Origin of the sequence: Sphingobacterium sp. JUb56 (assembly GCF_014191365.1) — a bacterium.
GTDB lineage: Bacteria > Bacteroidota > Bacteroidia > Sphingobacteriales > Sphingobacteriaceae > Sphingobacterium > Sphingobacterium anhuiense.
In genome coordinates this window covers 294,202-316,867 of record NZ_JACHWL010000001.1, presented here as the reverse complement: position 1 = coordinate 316,867, position 22,666 = coordinate 294,202, and the positions used below count along the sequence as shown (strand labels likewise).

Sequence of the window (22,666 nt, the reverse complement as noted above, 5' to 3'; positions counted from 1 at the left end):
AAACTAAAATTGACACTGGTACGCTACCAGCCTGTATTTTGTGGTTTCAAGTTCGGATTAAGGGTTAATTGATTTACATTAAAAACATAAACCTAAGAAAAAAAGCACCAATAATTTCTTACTCATACTTAGCATAAATTCTCATAGTTAATTTCTCATTAGCTGATGCTTTAATTCTCATGTACTGAACAGGTTTACCAGGAACTTGAACACCTGTCATAAATGTATTTAAACTAATTTCTTGTTTATCACCATAACCTTTAACAATAATTTTCTCCCATTTCTTACCATCTGTAGAAATTTGAATTTCAACATCTTTCGAACCACCATAAATTCCCACTCCAGTCAACTCCCGAACTTGTTTCAAATCGATAGAAAGCCCATCTTTAGCAAACTTCCCAGCTTCAACATTAACCTCTTTTATCATATTACCATAGCTGGGCGAATCAAAAATTGAATATTTTTTTTCTTGTAGTATTTCTTGGATGGGTGAATCAAATTCCAATTCTATAATATCTACGATCGCATCCTTCTTTCTTAGTGAACTAAGCACATAATTATCAGATTGTTGTTTCCACAAAATAGGTTTACCATCTGACACATATCGAATTTTTTTCAACTTGCTTTTTGTTAGTTTCGAGAGTTTCAGTCCATTTTCAAAAGAATTAAAAAGATAAATAAATACTTTATTTCCTTTGTACACTGCACCATAATTTTTACTTGGCATCCACGGTCCGCCTTTGGTTCCATAGTAGTAGTCACCGTTCTGCTTAAGCCAATCTCCAATTTTCAAAAGCGTATCCTTTTGCGCATGATCATACTCTCCATCAAATTTTGCGCCCCAGCTCATAAGGACGTTACCATTTCCACTTGCAGCCATCAACATTTCTTGAATTAATACTTTTGTTGTTTTTATTTTATGATCTGGATCAAAACCCCAGCTACCATTAAGTGTCATTGCACTTTCCCATGGTCTATTCTGATACATCCCTATTCGTTGCTCGGGCGTATCAAAATCACCAGGAAGACTTGCGCGATTATTGATCACAATTTCTGGTTGCAACTCCCGTATCATGCGGGTTAACCGTTCAGAATCCCACATATCAGCTGTAAACATTCCTCCCCAATAAGTAGCATCGAACCAAAAGATATCAATCTTACCATATTTAGTGAGCAGCTCACGAACTACGTTAAATTGGTATTCAATATATTTTTTATGCTTCTTTCCTGCCGTCACCTTTTTCCCTGGTAGCGCTTCATAGAATGGTGGACCAGAAATAGACCGAGCTGTGCTCATATCTACAGGTTCATAATCCGGATGGTACCAATCCCGTTGAGAATAGTATAAACCCACCGGTAATTGAGCTTCATGGCATGCATCGACTAACTCTTTCAAATAATCACGTCCAAAGGGCGTATTAGTAATCTTGAAGTCTGAAAATTCAGTATCCCACATATGAAAACCATCATGATGCTTCACGACGATAGTAATGTACTTCATTCCCGACCGCTTTGCAATTTCCACCCACTCTCGAGCATTAAATTTCTCCAATTTGAATTTAGACGGCCATTCGATCTGCCATGCACTATCTGGATAATTACCATGACCATTGTCAGGCATTTTTCTATTATATACAATTGGCCAACTCATATCTTTCTTAACAAAGGAATTAAGTCCAAAATGCACAAACATACCATACCTGGCATTAGTAAACCATGCCATCTGGTTTGCTGTCGCAAAATTACTTTTATTCCACTCTTCCTCTGTAAATTTTTGATATACAAAATATTCTTTTTCATCATATCTCGGATCATTGTTCAATATTGACCATTGTCCTTGTACAGTTATACATACGAAAAGGCCTAAGGAGGTCATTAATAATTTTATTATTTTCTTCATCACTTTACTAAGTTTAACTTTAAAGGGTTATACAATGCACAATATTCGTATACAGTTTTTTCTAGGACCAATTCTATCATATATACTTATCAGTACTGAAAACGATTAACCTGCATACCAATTTGTTTAATAACTTTAGATAGTATCTTTTGTCTTCTAAAATATTATTGGAGTAAAGCTGATACCGTTTAAGCTTGCCTCTTTTCGCTTACCTTCAACCAAACTCACTTTAATATCATATATACCTGCCTTCTCAAAATTCATCCAACCAATAGGATGCTTAGCGTATATTGCTGACGAGTTTTGTTGATTTTGAATTTGAACACCTTCGTTATGTTCGACACGCCACACCACTTTTCCTGCACCACTATAACTTAAATCCACTTGGTAATAACCTGGCTTTAAAACCTCAACTTTCCAGATCGCACTGCCATTATTCTCCCATTCGGTGATTTGGTTAATATGTTTCCATTCACCGAATTTTTCCATCCATCCTTTCTTATACTGCTTACTTTGTTGCGCCGAGGCAAAATCGGTGGTCAGCTCAGTCATCATTCCTGGGTCTAGCCCCAGAACAGGATTTACATTCGCTTTACCATCCAGATCCAATTCGATAACAGAAACCAACTTATCTGCTCTTTCGTAAGGGATATGAACCACAGTCCATCCCCCATTCTGTACAGTTTTTAGTTTTTCTGATTGCCCCCCTTTCAATAACCTGCTCTTTTCAATCTTATTCTTTAAGCCCGGTAGATACAGTTTTCCGGTAGCTGGCCACTCATATACACACAGATAAAGTTTACTTCCCTGCTGAATCACATCCCCCCAAGGCAACGCATGTCTCCAAGGTGATCCTTCACCATTATACACAACCTGCGGATATCTTTTCAACCATTCTCCTGCAGCCTGTAAAGATTTTTGAGCAGGCTGTGGAACAGTACCTTTTCCATTAGGCCCTACATTAAGCATGTAGGTTCCTCCCCTAGCCACCGTCGATATTAAGCGTTCTAATATTTCATTTGGACTTTTCCAATTTTCATCGTACCAAGCGTATCCCCAAGCGTCATTCGTAACATCTACAGTCTCCCATAAGCCTTCCTCATTTTCTACAGGAATTTCCATATCTCCCAAGGTATTATAATCCCCAAGATCATGTCCAGCCCGTCCTGAAACAAATGCATTTGGTTGATTCTTACGAACTACAGCCACCAGTTCTTCTACAAATTCCTTTTTCATATTTCCAGGAGTATCAAACCAGACAAGCTCTATCGGCCCATAGTTCCTAGTGATTTCTTCTACCTGTGGTAAGCATTTATTTCGGAAATAGCTTTCATATGATGTAGGATCCAGACCATCATTCTTACCATACACCGTTCCATAAGGAGTAGTCCAATCTTGATTATGGGAATAATAAAAGCCAAAACCAAGTCCAGCATCCGCACAAGCTTTAGACAATTCCTTCATCGGATCTCTTTTAAAAGGAGTAGCTTTCACAATATTAAAATCACTTACTTTGGAATCGTACATAGCAAATCCATCATGATGTTTGGCAGTAATGATAATATATTTCATCCCTGCATCTTTGGCCAATTGCACTAATTTCTTGGCATCAAAATCGATTGGATTAAATTCTTTTGCCACAGGAACATATTTTTCAGTTGTAAGGTTGGCCATATTTTCATTCATCATCCATTCTCCGATTCCGTAATAGGTCTTCCCGTCCCACTTGTTTGCAAAGTGTGAATATAAACCCCAATGAACAAACATGGCGTACTTCCCTTCCCTAAAGCGTTTACCTTTTATAGAAATCGTTTGATCTATCTTTACTTTTTGATCACGCTCTCCCCACATTTTATCCATTTCTTGTGCATTCGAATTTATTGATAAAAATAATCCACCAATAATAATGGAAATAATGAGCTTCAACGAAAAACTTGCACTGCTTATTTTTTTAATCATATTTTAGAGGTTATATACCAAAGGTATCGTAAATGAGGCCCCTTCATTTAAGCAATATTAACCAATACTAACACTATGTTAACTCTGCTCCATATAATATATCATTATATTTTCCGCTTCTATAAATTCGCTGACAACGATATTAAAACGCTCTACATTAACAAGAAAGTTTGGAATGGGTAACGCTATATTTTTTACAATGACTAATCTTTTTTTTTGCTATATTTTAAAAATTATTCAACGTTAATTTCCTTCATTCCAATCAATCATTAAACATAACTTTCTAACACTTTTCCTCCAGTAACATTCCGTCGCGAAACATAAATAAGCAGATTTTCCGTCAATAACTACAACAACTGGCCGGTCAATTTTTATCATTACTGCTATAGTCAAATTATCAGTCGTTTACAATAATTTTTATGATCAGCTGGTGCAGCCCAATAATCCATTATTCTACCCCATTTTTATTTTGATATATGCAAGCTTAAAATATAACCCTATTTGAAATTTCCATAAGATCATTTCCAAACATACTGTATCTGTACAGTAATTATCCGTTGAAATCTTCTTTTGGTTTCTACAATTTTAAAGCTTTGCTGTTTCTGATTAACATGCTGATTCCCGAGCTCTTTCTATATTAAGTGAAGCTCTGCGTTAAAACTTATTAGTGATATTTTAAAAATATACCATGCCCAGAAAAAAAACTGTCCCAGAAAGCAGCTAACTTTCTGGGACAGTTCCTATTTCACATGCTCTCTTCAGTAATAAATTAAAAATCGATAACAGCCTTAATCAGATTTTGGTCTGGTTGATACAAAGTTTCAAAGTCATCAATAAGATGATCGAATGGAATACGGTGGGTAATGTATCCCTCCGTATCAATAAGTCCCGCTTGTAGCAATTGGATTACTTTCTTAAAGTCTTGAGCCCGGGCAGAGCGGCTTGCTTTTAATGTAATTTCTTTCCGATGAAAATTAGGGTCATCAAAGGTAACTGTACCTACAAATAATCCTACAAAAACAATCGTTCCCCCTTGAGCAATGAGGTTAAAGGAGTTTTCCATAGATACTTTACTACCCGTTGCATCAAACAGCATAGTCGGTAACTCTCCTTGAAAAGCATTTTTGATAGCATCTTCAGTATGATCTGACAATAAGATGGTTTCTACTTCAGGAAATTTATGCTTAATAAAATCCAGCCTGCCTTGCAACAAATCCACAACCGCAACTTTCACTCCCGACAAGCGTGCGATAGCAGCAACGCCCAATCCGATAGGGCCGGCACCGATCACCAGAACAGTGTCGTCGTGCAAGATCTGAGCACGGTCCACGGCATGAGCACCAATCGCCAGCGGTTCAACCAATGAAACCTGATCATCATCAAGTCCTTCTGTGAGATGTACATTAGCAGCTTTATAGGTAATGTATTCCTGCATTGCACCGTCCTCATGAACGCCCAATACGGTTAACGTACTTCCACAATTAGTTTTTCCCTTGCGCACAGCCTGATCTTCTACCAGATTACGATAAGGCTCAACTGTGCACTTATCTCCAACCTTAAGTCCTTTCACTTCACTTCCTAATGCGATAATCTCGGCAGATACTTCGTGCCCTAAAATACGAGGATAAGTAAAAAAAGGTTGCTTGCCTTTGTAGGCATGCAGATCGGTACCACAGATCGACACTTTCTTTATCTTCAACAATACATCATCAGGTTTAAGATCTGATGGCTTTTCTTTGGTAATATATTCGAACCGGCCTGGTTCATGCAATATAATTGCTTTCATGTTTTTCTTTTATAATCTATAAATTAGACAATCTAAATCTGAACGTTAAAAATTAACAGTCGCCCCACCATCAATGGGCAATAAAACTCCGGTAATATAACGTGCTGCTGGAGAGGAAAGGAAAACAGCGGCATTCCCCACATCTTCAGGTTTTCCAAACCCTTCCATAGCAATCCGATTGACAATCTTTTCTTTTCGTTGCGGATCATCGCCTATAGCTTTAAAAAACATCGGACTTTCTATCCATCCCGGAACTAACGTATTGACCCGAACATTATATTTCGAAAATTCAGTGACCAGATTTTGCATCAAACCAGTCAAAGCAGTTTTAGAAGTGCCGTAGGCCGATACACGATCCATACCAAACATTCCGGTCATAGAGCCAATAAATAAAATAACACCATCTTTTCTTTCTACCATTTTAGCAGCACACGACCTGCTTAGGCTAAATACACTGATCACATTGGTCTGAATAATTTTTTCAAATTCAGCATCAGATGTATCCAATGCATATTTTTTTAAATGAACACCTGCATTGTTGACCAAAATATCAATTTGTCCTACTGCAGATTCTATACGATCTATCAATCCAGGAATAGCTTCTGTAATGGCTAGATCAAATACAAAATAATGAACATCCCCACCTAATTCGAGTTGTGCCTGTTGTAGCGTTTCTTCTCGACGGCCTACAATGACCACTCTCGCACCCGCCTCCAACATTGCTTTTGCTATTCCAAATCCAATACCTGTTCCGCCACCTGTTATTAAGGCTGTCTTGCCTTTTAATGAAAATGCTGTTAACATAATTGTATTATTTTAATTAATTTAAATTCTTCTAAAACTTATATCATAATCAGTTTCCAACGCCAATTTCACTGACAATGGCTTCTCCCACAGATTCTACAATCTCAAATTTCACATAACGCGTTTTTACTGAAGCAAAATCCGATATCTTTAAATTGGTGTTTTTCTGCCACTTCCCTTCCGTTATCTTTTTAAAGTTTTGACCATCCAAACTTGTGGAGATCATATATTTAGTTATTATCCCATTATAACCTAACCAGCGTGCCGGTAGATAATACAGCTTCCTTATATCTTTGGCTGTTCCCAGATCAAGGACAAGGGAACGGGATTTATGAGGAGCAAATTCCCAATAAGTCTGAAAAGGAGAAAACCCGCCGTTATCAGGAATCTCGTCACTACATCCATCGATCATCACGTTTGCAGTGGTCTGGGTCAGCAGTTCTGCGATCGGCGAGCCATCATTTGCTGGAGGTGCTGGCTGGGTGACTGCTTTACCAGCAGTAGCGGTAATTGCCACAGGTAAAATGTAACTATTCACGGTTTCGGGCTGTGCCGGTAGCGGTAAACGGGAGGTATCCGGTTTCCATCTTTTTCCAATTTCGACCAAGCGATCGACTACCTCTTTATCAAAAAGACCCTTACGATTAGGCGCTATATTGAGCATGAAATTGCAATATAGCGGTTCAAGACGCTGTAGCTTATCCAGCGTATAGTCCAGACTTTTGACATTCTTAGGTGAATCTTCATGCCAAAACCAGCCGTTGGTCATCGTCAAAGCCATCTGCGAAGCAAACACATTATTTCCAGGAGGAAATACCCCTTTTGGTCCTTCATAATAAATCAAATCCGTTTGAAAATTACTGTTGCCATTATGTTCAGATATAAGGCAATTGGGTTGTAATTTTTTAACATGATCATAGATGCGTTGATAAGAAATAAGGGTATGACCCATTTTCCAATTCCATCCATCGAAGATAATTTGCGGGATCTCTCCATAATTTGTTAAGAGCTCCGTGAGTTGATTCAGTATTAACTGCTCTTCTTTCAGCCCTCCGTTTTCAACACCATTGTGACGGTCCCAAATGGAAAAATATAAACAAGGCTTTATACCCCGACTACGAAATGCATCCACATATTCTTTTACAACATCTTTTTTGTAGGGACTACTTGCGACATCATAATCCGTATACTTAGAGTCCCATAGACAAAATCCGTCATGATGTTTTGTGGTTAAAATAGCATACTTCATACCTGCAGCTTTACATGCATCAGCCCATTGATTGCAGTCAAGCTCGGTCGGATTAAATTTCTTAGGATCGTGATTGGGGGAAGCCCATTCTTCATCGGTAAATGTTCCCATATTAAAATGCATCATAACCCCAAATCTCAGATCGACAAAATCTGACTGTAAAGTATACAAACTCTTATTTTCTTGTCCCTGAACATTACCCGACAGCATCGAGATTGTACTTAACAAAAGTCCTAACTTTCCAATCTTCAACTTGGAGTAAAGTCTTTTTTTTCCTATTGATGCCATATTAAAAATAATTATACACTTAAGATTTTATTCTGGTTTATATGATCACTAAGTTAAAGGCTTAAAAAATTAAAAACCAATTGGCAATTCACCAATTTATACGCTATATTAGCATATTTAAAAAACCAAACTTTAATATAGCAGCAATAGAGCATTGCTTCGAGATCATATTAAAGGTAGCTAGATATTATGAAACCAGTTCCAGCTAAAATATTAGAAGGTAAAGAAAATGATGTGTTTGACACCAAAATCGTCAACTCGCCTTATTTCTCAACGCTATTTCATTTTCATGAAGAATGTCAGATAAATTATGTCGTTAAAAGTGAGGGCACCAGAATGATCGGTGACAGCATTGAAAGTTTTAGCCAAGATGATCTCATTTTGGTAGGTTCTAACATTCCTCATGTCTGGCACAATAGTAAAGAGTATTTCATCGCTTCAGAGAATGAAAATCAAGCTAAATCTGTGACCCTATTTTTTCATCCGGATAAGATTATTAAGATTATTTCCCAATTCGGAAACGTCAAAACACTTGCTGATTTTTTTCAGCTGAGTAAACGATGTATGCGCTTTAAAGGTAAAACCAAATTGCAGATAAAAACTCTATTGATCCAATTAGCAGATGAAGTTGACGTACTCACCCGTTTGAACCTCTTGACTAAAATACTGCAGATACTGAGTGAGACTAAAGAATACGACTTACTCACTGGAGCAGGTTATACCAATACCTATCAGCTGAAGGACAATGACCGTATGGATATTATTTTGAAGCATATTTTCAATAATTTTGCTAAAGAGATTCATCTGGAAGACGTGTCGGAAATGATCTATATGAATAAGCAATCTTTCTGCCGTTATTTCAAAAGTAGAACGCAAAAAACCTTCGTAGAATTTGTCAATGAAGTACGTGTCGGACATGCCTGCAAACTGCTGACACAGGAAGATTACCGGGTAAACAATCTGGCGTACGATTGCGGTTTCAATAGTCTTTCAAATTTCAACAAGTTTTTCAAAAAATTCAAAGGATTAACACCTCGGGAATACCGAGGTAAATATATGTCCTCATCAGTAAGAGGCCATAACCTGTAAACTAAAATAGCCCCCTGAAAATAATATCAGGGGGCTTTTCATGGTCATATCGAACATGAAGGTTTAGGGATTACGGCGTGTAATCATCATTTTGTTTCAGTTGTTTATTTTTATCCAATTCATCCTGCGCAAAAGGTAAAACATTATTCTTCTCACCGAATTTCAATTGTACCCCGCCCGGATTTTTAATTTTAGAAAGAACAGTTTCCATTTGATTACGACGTTTAAGATCGTAATAACGGTGTCCTTCCAAGGCCAATTCTATCCGTCTCTCATGCAAGATAAAATCACGTAACTTGTCTTTGGTATTGTACACGGCCTCATTTACCTTCGGCATACCGACACTTTTTCTTTCCCGGATTTCATTCAACGCTTTGTAGATACTTTGGTCAGGACCGCTCACTTCATTTTTAGCCTCGGCATACATCAGTAAAACATCGGCATAACGGGTATGGATGATGTTCTGATCCGTCAGCGGTGTCTTCGTTCTGTTGAACGGCAACATCGACAGATCTACATATTTTTTCTGAACATAAGTCGTCAATAACGGATCTGACTCTTCAAATACTGATCCATCCGGATTAATATATTCTTCAGTCGGCACTTTGATCGTAAATTTTAAACGCGGATCACGATTGCTGTAGGGGTCTGATGCCACATAACCTGAGCCCATTTCATTAATCATTTTACCATTGGACATTTCATAAGCATCGACCAGATTTTGGTAAGGTGCTATACTGCCATACCAGCCGACTTCGACCAATAAACCCTCACCACCCTGTGGATTGTTGGGTGCCGAATATTTCGTTGAAAATATAATTTCTGGATTGTCCTTTTGCGTAGGTGTGAAAAAGAGATTCTGGTACCCACCTTGATAGATCTGAAATTTACCCCCTGTAATGATGTCATTCGCTGTACTTGCTGCCAAAGGCCAATTTTGCTGATAAAGATACACGCGGGTTTTTAAGGCCTGCGCACTCCCTTTTACGGCATGGCCATCTGTATATGCTAAATTGGGCAGATTGGTGATGGCATAATCAAGTTCACTGTGAATAAACTTCAGCACATCTTCTTTCGAACTCTGGACGATTTTACTTTCATCCACAGTCTTTGGCTCAGTCTCATACAGGATCACCCCGCCAAATGCCTGTACCAGGTCGAAGTAAAACATCGCCCTGATAAATCTAACCTCAGCCTTATACACTGCTTTTTGAGCATCGCTACTTGGCGCCTTATCAATATTATCTAAGAAAAAATTACATCCCGCAATCCCTTCGTAAGGTGTATTATAAAATGTGCCGGTGACGTTAGTCGAGTTGACGATACCCTGGGTCAAATCTCCAAAGCCATAAAAACTATGGCGATCCAGTGCATTATCCGAATAGGTATCCAACCATAATTTACCCTGGCCATAAAAACCAGACTGCAATCTTCTATATACGCCCGCTACAGCCAACTTCACATCTGTATCGGAAGTCCAAAAGGCTCCTCCGTCAATAGCTGTAGTCGGATCTTTATCCAGAAAGTCTTTGTTACAAGAGCTAAGCATACCGATCACGAAAACTGCGATCAAAGATATGCTGGTATATTTTGCTTTCATTGTTGCTATTTTTATATCAATATTCGTTTTTTTATTATCTCAAGAGGTTAGATTAGTATTTAATCTTGATTCCTGCTGTATACATCTTAAGCTGCGGGAATTGCGCAAATCTTCCAGAACCCGATCTTTCCGGATCATTACCTTCGTATTTTGTCCAGGTGATCAAATTGTCGCCCGATACATACACCGTAATTCCTTTAGCCGCTATACGTTTGGTAATGGACTCAGGAAAAGTATAAGATAGGTATAGATTTTTCAACCGTAAGTAAGATGCATCTTGCAAGAAGTAGGTTGACGGGTATCCCGATACGCCGGCATAACCTGACAGGTACACTGCCGGAACGGTGTTACTCGGATTGGTCGGTGTCCATGCATCCAAAAATCTCGTCGGTGGTGCTGATCCCTGCATAAAAGGATCGTAACCCCATTGGCTAACCTGCACCTTTTGTCCTTGTACGCCCTGAAAGAATGCACTTAGATTAAATCCTTTCCAACCTGCATAGACATTGAAAGAATAACTGTAATCCGGGAATCTACTGATCCGGATGCGATCTTCTGGACCGATACTTCCATTACCGTCCACATCTCGCATCTTCAGGTCACCAGGTTTAACTGCACCAGAATTTGGCTGTTTCGGTGAATTGTCGATATCAGCCTGACTCTGAAAGATGCCGATCCAATCGTATAGGAAGAAATTATTATAAGGCTGACCAATTTCAATCGTTCCTAAAGTCTCGGCCAATCTATTAGTCACTTTATTGCGGTAACGGTTGAAGATCACATTAGCACCGTAATTGAATTCACCTATCTGATTCTGATGTCTCAGCTCAATTTCTATTCCTTTATTCACCATAGCCCCTGCATTGATGATCGGAGGCATTAAACCCATACTAGCCGGAACATCCGTTCTTGTTTCCAGGATATCCGTCGTATTTTTATTGTACCAGTCGATGGTTGCACCAAAGAGCCCTTTGTAAATATCAACATCTAAACCAATGTCGGTAATCGCTGTTTTCTCCCAGCGTAAATTATTCTCAACAAGACGCCTCTTCATAACACCAGCTTCTAGATCTGCGAATGTATAGGTTGTACTGGAAAGGATATTCTGGTAAGGATAATAATCGAGATTCCCATCTCTTGTTATTTCCTGATTTCCCAACGCACCATAAGAAGCACGCAGTTTCAGATTATCCAGCCAAGTTGCATTATTTTTAATAAAATCTTCTTCTGAGATGCGCCAAGCGGCAGACCCTCCACCAAATGTTCCCCATCTATATTTTGGTCCTACCCGCGAGGTTCCATCATAACGAATATTACCTTCCAAGAAATACTTTCCTTTGTAGTCATAGTTTGCCCTTCCAAAAAAAGACTTGAGCGCCCATTCAAAAGAACTACCATTCAAGGTTTGATCTTTAGGAGAACTTCCGTCCAGTTCCATAAGAACATTGTTAGGAAAACTATAGCGTCCGCCTCCTATTGTAGTACTTCTATTATCCTGCTGTTCATATCCTCCCAACACACTGATATTATGATCTTCAGCTATCGTCTTTACATAGTTTAATGTCGAGTAAAATGTTTTGGTAATATTACGGTCAGACGATTGTCTAAGCCCATTAAAAGTTGGATTACCATTTCCCGACTGCTCATATTCGCCTTTATCGTTGGGATGAAAGGCGTAGGCAGGGCTACCAAACTGGCGCTGTTTATATTCCTGATTATAAAACGTAAACGCTGCCTTTGAAGACCATTTCAATCCTTCCATAAGGTCGACATCCACAAACGCCTGCGCATTGACATTGTAATTTTTGGTCAGCTGTGCACCTGTATTGTACACTTCCTCTGGCGTACGGTTAGTCCCGCCTGTACTCATATAATCGCGACCGGCCGATCTACCGCTACCATCTGGTAACCAAGGCGAAAATGTAGGTGCAGCCGCATAGGCCAATAATAACAGGTCATCGTTGGTCAACCAGGGCGCTTTAAAATCCTGATAGGAAAAGTTGACATTAGTACCTACTTTTATCCTTTTGTGAACCTGGTTGGTATAATCTGTTAGACCATTATATCTTTTATAAAGATATCCTTTGGTAATACTATTCTGATCCAGATAATTGAGAGAGATATTGTGCGTACTCTTCTCACTTCCACCGTTAACACTGAGATTGTGATTCTGAATAGGACCTTTTCCGAGTACATGATCTAACCAGTCAAAGTTTGGATATTCGGCGCTATTGGGATTATTTTTATAACTATCGATCTGCGCCTGCGTGTATACCGCTGGCTGTCCGCTTCTGGCTCTTGCCGAATTGTACATCTCCATATAGGTCACCGAATTGGTGATCAGATCTGGGTATTTGGTCGCTTCACTGGTCCCCCAGTTTCCTGTATATTCAATATTACTGGTTCCGAGCTTACCTTTTTTTGTGGTAACTAAAATAACGCCATTAGCTGCTCTTGCTCCATATATAGAAGCGGAAGATGCATCTTTAAGAACAGTTACATTTTCAATATCCTGTGGTGATAAGTTGGACATCGATCCAACAACTCCATCAATAAGTACGAGCGGGTTGGGTGACGCTCCGCTCGACCCAAGCCCCCTTATCCGCATGCTCCCATTGTCCCTGCCAGGCTCACCGGTAGGTTGTACCACATCAAGTCCGGCGATGCGTCCCTGCAATAGGTTTTGGACATTAGGAACCGGACGCTCAGTGATGGTCTTGCCCGATACACTAGCCACAGACCCGGAAAGGTTGACTTTTTTCTGGGTACCGTATCCTACAACCACAACTTCGTCGATCTGCTCACTACCTTCCTGCAAAGTGATACTGTACGTTTTTGCATCCCCGATCACCACATCCTGAGGCTCATAACCAACAGAGGTAATATGCAAAACATCTTTTGCGGTAGCATTGACACTAAAGCGCCCTTGTTCATCAGTTTTAACCGTTTGATTAGTTCTCTTAACCTGAACAGTGACACCAGGAAGAACTGTACCCCGCGCATCTTTAACCGTTCCAGTGATGGAGACCTGCTGTTGATAAGTTGTTGCATATGCAGCATGAACAGGAAGATACAGCGTGCTTAAAAAGAACGGTACTACCAAAGGTATGGTAGTCTTTTTTAGAAATACCTGCATGCGATATGCACCAGGAATTATAGGTTTGAATAAATACATAGGTAAATTGGTTTATAATGTAACTGGTTTGTTACCCTAAAATTATTAAACTAATCTATCCCAAATACACGTTATATTACCCGATTTGCATGCATTATTAACATCTTTAAAAAAACTTAAGTTTAGTAAGGATTATAAAATTCTTACCATAACAAAAGCCTCTCAAAAATTATCTGAGAGGCTTTTTTGTAGACCTAAAGATTTTCTCTATCCGTATGAAGATCTAATCTATTTCATAAAACACAATCAACAGCACGTGGCTTACTTTCAGTAGCAATAGCAACAACATGCTTTTAATAATCAACTATTTGATCACAATAATTTGTTTATTTTGGTTCCTATGAACACTCAAAGAAAAAGAATCTTTAGCTTCATTGCGTTTTAAAATTCGTTGTAGGTCGGCTAGATGATCTACCTTTTCATCTTGACACCCTATAATCACATCCCCTATTCGCAATCCGTTTTTATATGTTGCACTACCTTCATCTACCTTGAGTACCAATACACCAGCTATGGACGCTAGGCCAGCTGCAGATTGCTCACCTAAGCTTTCAATAGATTTGAGCGTTGCTCCTTTCCACATATAAATATCTTTCTTAGCATCTGCTATCGTTTCTGCTACCTTAGGGATTTGGGGTCCTTTGACTAACGCTTTAAGTCGAGGATTACGAACTCCCATATGTAGCATGTCAAAATTTTCAAAGCCTTCAAGTTTAGGAACATCCAACCTGAAGTCACCCGTAGCCACATCTTTAAATTTAGCTAAGATCACCTTTCCATTGCTTTCTATTCCTTTTGATTGATCGTCTAACAATGTCTGACTGCTCGTGTAGTAATTATTATCAACCGTATCTCCCCAAAATTTAACCTGGATATCTTGATGAGCCGTCATAACCACGTTATTTCTGAATACATCATGGCTATTTTTAAACCAGACATGCGGATGAAAACCATTGTTGATCATCACATTGTTATATACTTTTCGATAAAACCCTTCTCTAAGTTTGAGGCCACCGCTCAAACAAATATTATTATAGATCTTGTAGTTCGTCGAGCCATCATCCAGATCAATATCCCAACCGTGATCACACTGAAATCTGTTGTCATGTAAAAGTGTGGTCTTCACCGCATCTAACGTTACCCAATTAGGATGTAACGCTACTAGTCGATCCATTTCTTGGCGGTCAGGGTGCCAAAACCGGTCTCTTCCCCAAGAATTAAATGCACCATGATCACTCGTTTCAAGTACAGTATGAAATACATCATTATAAGCAATTTCATGGCCACCCCAATTTCCATCGCCAACATTTATTCCTGATCTAGGAACTTCATATATGGTATTGTGCAGTACTTTGATCGACGAGGCCATTGCGATCTGAACTCCAGCAACCTGTTTTTCGATCGTTCCTATTTTACGAATCAAGTTATCACTAGCCTCACAATTCATCGGATAATCCTCCGATTTAGGACCTGGAATCGTATCCATTTCATTTGCCGTTACAAAATTTTCATAACGAAAAGACGGCGATCTTACTGCATCAGGATTTCCTACAAAATTGATTGCGCCAGCACCTATGCGTTCAATCAAATTATTTGAGATTTTCACATCCCGATTATAATTACTGACAAAAATGGCATTACCACCTAAGTCAACAAATTCCGATCCTTTGATCTCACAACGCTCCGCTCCTTCGATTTTAACTGCTCCTTGCCGATAAATAGTCCAATCACTTCTCAGTAAAGGCTCGGAAGTCTTCATAAAAGTAGGCGCCGTGTAGACAAAGCGAATACCTGCTACATGTACATCATGCACATGTTGTGTTAAACTCCCCTGAATGGTTAAGATATTCTCCAACTGTGGTGCCTCTAATTGCAGGTTATTAGGATTTACTCCTGTGGCAGGATAATAATATAATGTACCAGAACTTTCATCCAGATACCACTCATTAACTGCATCCAACTCCTCAAAAACATTCTCGACAAAACGATAGGTATCGTGCATAGCACTAGGTCTATTATTCTGTTTCCCCCCTTCCAGTTTCAGTTTTCCTTCAGCATCCTTACCTACAACACGATAATGAAACCCACCCCATCGGCCGATATGCAACGCATGTACATAAGCACCTACAGGATTTTTCCAGCTCTTCACACGTTCTGGACTAATTGCATCAGTGGCATACCCATTGAACGGAAGTATTGCTGGATCATAATTTGGATATCTTGCACGAATGAGCTGCTTTCCATTTGCAAATAGGCTTTGGAAATTTATGCCTTTTGGTACCTGAGTTTGCCAGATACCGTTAGCACCTTTTGTCCAAGATAGCTTAAGTGGTACAGCCCCACTCCAAGTAACACTTCCCCCATCAATCGCTTTAATCGTAAATGGTGCATCTGCTGTACCAGACAATTCAGTTCCAACGATAAGTGGTTTGTTAATATAATATTCACCTTTGCTAATCAGCACCTCAACCGCTCCTTTATAGCCAGTTTTCTTCAATTTAGCAACACTTTCAAGCGCTGCAGAAGGACTTGCATAAGGCTTATCTACAGTTCCTGGATTGCTATCTTTACCCGTCTTGGCAATATAGATTTTTTTAGGCACAGCAGACTGAGCAATAGCGGTACTCCCCTTCCAAACGATACTAATTAGCAGTATTACCAATATTCGAGGAAAATACGTTAGAACATAATTCATAAGATGAAAAATTTATTAAATTGATTATTTTATAATAAGTTATAGTTTTTAGCTTATGGTAGTTAAAAATTGGACTACCTTCTCAATTGGCGTAAAATAGCATTAATACACGTTTCATTAAAAACAGGTGCTCCCAAACGCCATTCCATTAATTCTTCAGAAGCTTCTTTTGTATATCCAATAGGCTGTTCTCTCGAAAAACAGACTGTAAAACATTGGATCCTATTTTTTTTAAAACAAACAAAATCCTTCGTACATCTCCATTCTTCTTATCCATAAGATTTATGATGATCAATTACTACATCAGGTTAGCAACACGATTAAAGTTTTCGAAACCAATTTAACAAAATTTACACAAAGTATAATTAACTAGTTTTTCCAAACTATAAATGGATCTGGCATCGTATTTCAGATCGCTACTCATCACAATATAATAAACAAAGAGGAACAACAGTTTTCAGTATAAATAACAAGCCTATCAAGCAAGTGAAGCCTGAAATTGTTATAATAGAATGCTTTACTTTGCATTTGGTTTGTTGCCCTAAAATTATTGAATTAATAGCTTCGTAATACATCTTAAATTATCCGATTTGCATGTATTATTAACATTGTTTAGGAATTAAAATGCTTTTAGCAATAAACTTCTAAAAAAATACCCTTCAGTTCATAAAGAGGGCTTTCATCTAAACTATATCATATTCTTTTTACTTATTTACACCAATATGAGGCCTGTCGCATTACTGGTACTTGTTAAAACTTACATCCTTTTTTAATATCACGAGCCAACCCATATTAAAAAGGATGACTCGTACCTACCAAAGTAGCATCTTATACGTATGCATTATGAAAAATTTCAAGGTATAAAGTTTACCTCCTTCTGGCCTAACCACTCCGAAGAAGGAATCAGGAATATCCCTGATTTCGTATCCAACAGCTGTTGCTAATAATCTGTAAATACCTCGCCTATGAGTTCGTAGATACCTGGCCAGTTTTTATCGGAAGATTGCATTTCAAAATGTTTCCCGTGAATTTGATACAAAATTCAATAGAATTCCGCTATAAAACAGAAAATCCTAATTCCCCCTAGTACTAAACTGTTGAGACTATATATCTATTGTTGATTAACAGTTTTAAAATTTCATAAATAATAAAAAAAATTTATTAAAGAAAAAATATTTTGATTTTAAATAATTTTAACTTATCTTTGTGATAGAATCAAGCATGATTGTGATTAAGAAAAATAGTGGGCTATTCCTACTTTATCTGTTTACTCCTTTCAATTGCTAATTTTTGTTATTCATAAAAAGTGAGCAGTACTCTAAGAGCTTGACTCCAATCAACCTTCAAATTACACACATCCTTTTTCTTTCTAGCAGATCGATTAACTTCTGTAAGTCATATTTTATGTCTTTTACAGGTGTTCAGAATTAAATAATTTATAATAAAAACAATAATATAATGCAACAAGGAACAGTAAAATTCTTCAACGTTACCAAAGGTTTCGGTTTTATCACACCAGCAAACGGTGGTCAGGATGTATTTGTACATTCAACAGGTTTAATGGATGATATCCGCGAAAACGAAAACGTTACTTACGAAGTAGAAAACGGTCAAAAAGGTGTTAACGCATTTAATGTGCGCATAGCAAGATAAAAGAATTCGGGAATTATCTTAATTCTCGGTATTTTGATGTAGTAATTAGCATCTGTGCTAATTAACTACATTTTTTTAATGTACCTCTCCCATCTTAAAGCAGTTTCATCAACCACGACAAGAATGGTATTTATCATGTACTTGTGATTAATTTCCAAAAGAATATACTTGTATTAATTACTTCAACAGATCAAATCCCATATTGAACAAATGAGGAACTTCATTTATCGATCTACACTACTATTTTTCAATTGTACATATTTTAAGGATTATGATCACTATGATGATTTGCAATGAAAAATATAATTACTAACAAACTAAACTATAAATTTATTAATAACATATCATTTTTAGATCATGTACTTCAACCACCTTCCTATGGGTGGCAAGATGCTACAGGAAAACTTATTAAGCCTAGTAACAAAGAAATCATTACTGAATTCTTTAGGAGACTTAACATCTTTAAGGACCGTAGAAATTGGCTTCCTTTTTTCAGCTGGTTCAAGATTGCCTGCCTTATTCCCTTTTTCTTTATTTTTTTAACGAATTATCTGACATGGTGGACAGTTCTAGCGGCCTTTGTATACAGTATGATCATTATGGGAACCCATGGAACTATCTGGCACCACCGCTACTGTACACATGGAGCCTATAAGTTTAAAAATAATTTTTGGCGATTTATTACCCAAAATCTCACGATCAGTGTTATTCCGGAAGAGATATATGTCATATCACATCATGTACATCATGCAAAATCAGATCAGCCGGGTGACCCTTATAATGCCCAGGCCGGATTTCTTTATTGTTTTCTGGCGGATGTTAATCATCAGCCGATCTCAAAGAACCTGAATGAGCAGGATTATAATAGAGTTAAATCCCTGATGTTACATACAGGTGTACCGGCGAACTCTTATCATCAATATAAAAAATGGGGTTCATATGTATCTCCTGTTTATGCTATAGTAGCATCATTATTAAACTGGGTATTTTGGTATGCTACTTTTTTTCTAATAGGTGGTCATGCACTTGCATGCAGCCTCTTTGGTGCGGCAGCTTTCTGGGGAATCGGTGTACGTACTTTTAATTATGAAGGACATGCCAAGGGAGAAGATAAGCAACGGGAAGGAACAGATTTCAGTGTGAATGACAAATCGATCAACCAAGTATGGCCCGGAATTGTTGCGGGAGAATGGCATAACAATCACCATTTATTTCCTAAAAGTGCACGCAGTGGTTTCAAACCTCATCAGGTAGATCTCGCATGGTACTATATCAAACTATTACATAAAATGGGAGCTATCTCCAGCTATAGAGATGACAAGAAATTGTTTTACAAACGTTATCACAATCCCTATCTGGAAGCTAAATCAAATAAAAAAAATAAAGATATTATTGCATAAACTGTCATCATAAAATAGCGTACAAATTATTATCGCTTTTGTTTTCGGAAATATTATTGTATTGTAGAATTCAATCCAGATAGTTATTCATAGAATGAAAATTAATGTAAGAACGCCTAACTTTAATTAATAAGTTAGGCGTTCTTACATTAATTATTTATGCTCATTTAATGTTGATGTCCATAGTGTTTTCCTTCCTCATTACCTTTCTCTCCCTGGGCTACGTCGACAGTAAAATCTGCTGTGTGTACTTGTCCGTCAATTTTAAACTGTGCCCACATCCGGTACAATCCCGCTTTTTTAATATTGGTTTGCGCATATATCGGAAAGCGCTTGTCTGATACCGGATGAATATGAAGAAAATCTTTATCTTTTGCTCCGATCATAACAATATGAGCCGTTGCTCCCAAATAATTTTGAAAATCACTTTCCTTTAATTTCTTGCCATTCTTTTCTACTGAAAATTGCAGATCTTGTGTTTGATTTGTTTTTAAATCAGAAGCGTTAATTAAAGTTACCGTATATCCAGCTGTTGTTGCTATTGCTTTTGGATTCAATTCAAAAGTGCTGGCACCCGCGGTACCTGTTACTTCTAGTTTCTTCATCGCAACTTCTCCAGCCAATCCCTTAGGTTTATAATCTGTAAACAGCAGGTATTTGCCTGCAGCAGGAAATGTTTCTTTCACAGTATAACTACCATCCTGCTGTTCTACGGGATGAATATGATCAAACCAGGATAAATCTTCACTTACTACCAAGAGGTGCATTTTCATTTCATGAACTTCCTCTAATCCTACATTTTTCTCATTCTCCTTTATTGAGATAGAAAGTGCTGTGGGTTTTCCAGCTTCTATAGGCTGCGGTGAAGCTAAAATGCTGACCGCTAACTTAGCCGCATCCTCCTTATGAATAGGCTGTAATTCCATACCGCATTTGGTACATTTTTCACCTTTATGTCCTGTTACTTCAGGGTGCATCGTACAGGCATAAGTATGTTCGTGATTGTGAGTTGAGTCTTGTTGTGCTGTCATGGTTTCTGTTTTACTATTTCCGGGATTGTTACAAGCTGCGACTGTTGTCATGGCCGTCAACCCTAAAAATATAATTTTAAAATTTTTCATATATGCATAGTGTTTGTAGATTAAATCTTGAAATCTACCTTTTTGTTTTCCATCCAACTTAAATATCTACTATCGAAAGGACAATACAAAGATGAGCAAAAGTTGAGCTTGCTATTTTACGGTATTTTGTGTTTGATTTGTAAAATTTACTGATTCCACTTTTGGTCCCACCCTATAGCATTTCTCTGCATCCTATGCGCCATCACTGCAAACTGTATTAACTGAAGATTAAATTAGGGCTATTTGGCACGATTTTCAACGTACTTAAATTCAACAAATTAATATGATGAAACTTATTCTATTAACAGGTATCTCTCTTTTTACACTCAGTTTTAGTGCATGCGCGCAACAAAATGGAGCAAAAAAGGAAAGTACGGCTATATACACTGATAGTCTGGAACATGATCATGAGCTCGGATTAACTCCTCAACAGGAAGAAAAAATTAATGCGATAAATAAAAGTACAGCGTCTAAGTTTGAAGCAATAGGTCGCAATTCATCTTTATCTGGCTATCAAAAGGGACAAAAGAAACGTGAGCTTGCATTGCAACATAAGAAAGAAATTTTTAACGTATTAACTGCAGAACAACAAAAAACCTGGTTGGAAAAATATGGTGATGAACGAGCTTCCATTAAGGATAATGTGACAGATCAGGCAGATCAGGCATTAAAAAAGCTGGAAGACCGTTATGATGCCGACAAAAAATCCATTGAGGATGACCATTCATTAAGTAAAAGCGAAAAGAAAATACGTCTCGAGAAGTTAAAAGTCAACTATAAAAATGAAAAAGAAAAGTTAAAAGAAGCGAAAGAGAAAGCGACAACGAGTGGTTTGCTTCAAGGAAGATAATGGCACAGGAAGATAGTAATAAGACCTACATCCAAGCGCCATCAATCAATTTCATTCGCAATTCATAGACTTATAAAAGCTAACTTATTTCATTAAAACGGTTTGCTCTTCTAAATGTTCCCATATCATTAAAACGGACACCATGTGCTTTCATAATTTCATATGCTTTTTTACGGGCGATATGCCTTACATAGAAAGATTCATTAACGACAAAATGATGAATACCATGTGTCCATCCAAAAAAGAAACAGAAAATCTGAAATGGATAAGTCCACCAAACGGTTAATATCTGTGTCTGTTCGATTACGTTTCCTTTCTCTACATCTCCAAAATAATGTAAATTTGAAGTGATAAAATGGAGGCAGAACTGACGTAATAAATTTGGTAATAGAATAATATAGATGATAGGATTGCACCAACTTAATATTGATTTAATCACTATTGGGAAAACAAAGCCAATATCAAATTTTCGATTTAAAAAGTCAAGTAATAAATCTGCACAAAAAAAATATAAGAGGATATGTGAAACGATGGTCAGTGGAATTAATCCAAAGACACCGCAAAGCTTAAGTTTATGAGCAGTTTCAAATTTCAAATTCCCATTGTCTACTTCACGTTTGATATCGGAAAACAATCCTCTTACGCGAAGTAAATTTCCTAAAACCAAATCGGGGGTAAATAATAGGCGTTTCAATGTCCATTTTTCACCATTAGTGACACCTCTTTCTTCGACATCATGTAAGGTTCCCGAAAAACGATGGTGATGTAGATGCAAGGTACGCCTAAACCAAGGATTTAAAGTAAGGGGTCGTAAAATCCATACAGAAAATAACATCAGATTATGAATAGCTTTATTACCTTTAAAATACATATAATGAATTAAATCATGTTCCAATTCATGCAAGACTCCAAATAAAAATGCATTTACAACGATTAAAATCCATGCTGGAACAACATCAATATACCACAGATATCCCATGAGTAGACTGAAGCCCACACAGAGCAAAAAAATACTGAGTCCGATTGCATTTTGATATTTTAGCAAAGGGTATTTACATTTTAATGCTTTGTAAGATTCTATTATCTCTTTTCTAATT

14 protein-coding genes are annotated in these 22,666 nt (G+C 37.7%); 4 read left to right on the top strand and 10 right to left on the bottom strand.

Annotated elements, in window-relative coordinates; translation table 11 throughout:
- Positions 1 to 118: 118 nt before the first annotated feature.
- The 5 genes from FHR29_RS01180 to FHR29_RS01160 form a co-directional block, all read right to left on the bottom strand.
- A complete protein-coding gene (locus tag FHR29_RS01180) occupies positions 119 to 1,900 on the bottom strand; it encodes an alpha-L-fucosidase (protein ID WP_183911881.1) in 1,782 nt (593 codons plus the stop codon).
- A gap of 156 nt (positions 1,901 to 2,056) precedes the next feature.
- The gene (locus FHR29_RS01175; RefSeq protein ID WP_183911880.1) at positions 2,057 to 3,859 is read right to left on the bottom strand and encodes an alpha-L-fucosidase; all 1,803 of its coding nucleotides are present in this window, start codon (positions 3,857 to 3,859) and stop codon (positions 2,057 to 2,059) included.
- Between the two features lie 769 nt (positions 3,860 to 4,628).
- Complete coding sequence (locus FHR29_RS01170; protein WP_183911879.1) at positions 4,629 to 5,645, bottom strand: zinc-binding alcohol dehydrogenase family protein; 1,017 nt, start codon at positions 5,643 to 5,645, stop codon at positions 4,629 to 4,631.
- 45 nt (positions 5,646 to 5,690) lie between these two features.
- Positions 5,691 to 6,449 carry an SDR family NAD(P)-dependent oxidoreductase gene (locus FHR29_RS01165; RefSeq protein WP_183911878.1) on the bottom strand — a complete coding sequence of 253 codons (759 nt, stop codon included), beginning with the start codon at positions 6,447 to 6,449 and terminating at the stop codon, positions 5,691 to 5,693.
- Positions 6,450 to 6,498: 49 nt separating this feature from the next.
- Positions 6,499 to 7,986, bottom strand: a complete 1,488-nt coding sequence (locus FHR29_RS01160) for an alpha-L-fucosidase (RefSeq protein WP_183911877.1) — start codon at positions 7,984 to 7,986, stop codon at positions 6,499 to 6,501.
- 189 nt (positions 7,987 to 8,175) lie between these two features.
- Here FHR29_RS01160 and FHR29_RS01155 point away from each other — a divergent pair, with 189 nt between their 5' ends.
- Positions 8,176 to 9,075: an AraC family transcriptional regulator gene (locus FHR29_RS01155; RefSeq protein ID WP_132770242.1), complete on the top strand. Its 900-nt coding sequence runs from the start codon at positions 8,176 to 8,178 to the stop codon at positions 9,073 to 9,075.
- A gap of 70 nt (positions 9,076 to 9,145) precedes the next feature.
- Here FHR29_RS01155 and FHR29_RS01150 read toward each other — a convergent pair whose 3' ends face one another.
- From FHR29_RS01150 to FHR29_RS01140, 3 genes are all read right to left on the bottom strand, one after another.
- Positions 9,146 to 10,675 carry a RagB/SusD family nutrient uptake outer membrane protein gene (locus FHR29_RS01150; RefSeq protein ID WP_183911876.1) on the bottom strand — a complete coding sequence of 510 codons (1,530 nt, stop codon included), beginning with the start codon at positions 10,673 to 10,675 and terminating at the stop codon, positions 9,146 to 9,148.
- A 52-nt stretch (positions 10,676 to 10,727) separates the two neighbouring features.
- Positions 10,728 to 13,850 (bottom strand): TonB-dependent receptor, encoded by a 3,123-nt coding sequence (locus FHR29_RS01145; RefSeq protein ID WP_221197777.1) that lies wholly within the window; start codon positions 13,848 to 13,850, stop codon positions 10,728 to 10,730.
- A gap of 304 nt (positions 13,851 to 14,154) precedes the next feature.
- Positions 14,155 to 16,545, bottom strand: a complete 2,391-nt coding sequence (locus FHR29_RS01140) for a PDZ domain-containing protein (protein ID WP_183911875.1) — start codon at positions 16,543 to 16,545, stop codon at positions 14,155 to 14,157.
- A 1,458-nt stretch (positions 16,546 to 18,003) separates the two neighbouring features.
- On the opposite strand from FHR29_RS01140, the gene FHR29_RS01135 reads away from it, so the two are divergent.
- Positions 18,004 to 18,198, top strand: a complete 195-nt coding sequence (locus FHR29_RS01135) for a cold-shock protein (protein WP_021189194.1) — start codon at positions 18,004 to 18,006, stop codon at positions 18,196 to 18,198.
- Positions 18,199 to 18,491: 293 nt separating this feature from the next.
- The gene (locus tag FHR29_RS01130) at positions 18,492 to 19,598 is read left to right on the top strand and encodes a fatty acid desaturase (RefSeq protein ID WP_221197776.1); all 1,107 of its coding nucleotides are present in this window, start codon (positions 18,492 to 18,494) and stop codon (positions 19,596 to 19,598) included.
- 167 nt (positions 19,599 to 19,765) lie between these two features.
- Here the strand turns inward: FHR29_RS01130 and FHR29_RS01125 are convergent, their stop codons facing one another.
- A complete protein-coding gene (locus tag FHR29_RS01125; protein ID WP_221197775.1) occupies positions 19,766 to 20,719 on the bottom strand; it encodes a heavy metal-binding domain-containing protein in 954 nt (317 codons plus the stop codon).
- Positions 20,720 to 21,002: 283 nt separating this feature from the next.
- On the opposite strand from FHR29_RS01125, the gene FHR29_RS01120 reads away from it, so the two are divergent.
- Entirely contained in the window at positions 21,003 to 21,569 is a 567-nt protein-coding gene (locus FHR29_RS01120) for a hypothetical protein (RefSeq protein ID WP_183911874.1), read from the top strand.
- Positions 21,570 to 21,648: 79 nt separating this feature from the next.
- On the opposite strand, the gene FHR29_RS01115 is transcribed toward FHR29_RS01120, so the two are convergent.
- The gene (locus FHR29_RS01115; protein ID WP_183911873.1) at positions 21,649 to 22,614 is read right to left on the bottom strand and encodes a fatty acid desaturase; all 966 of its coding nucleotides are present in this window, start codon (positions 22,612 to 22,614) and stop codon (positions 21,649 to 21,651) included.
- Between the last annotated feature and the right edge of the window lie 52 nt (positions 22,615 to 22,666).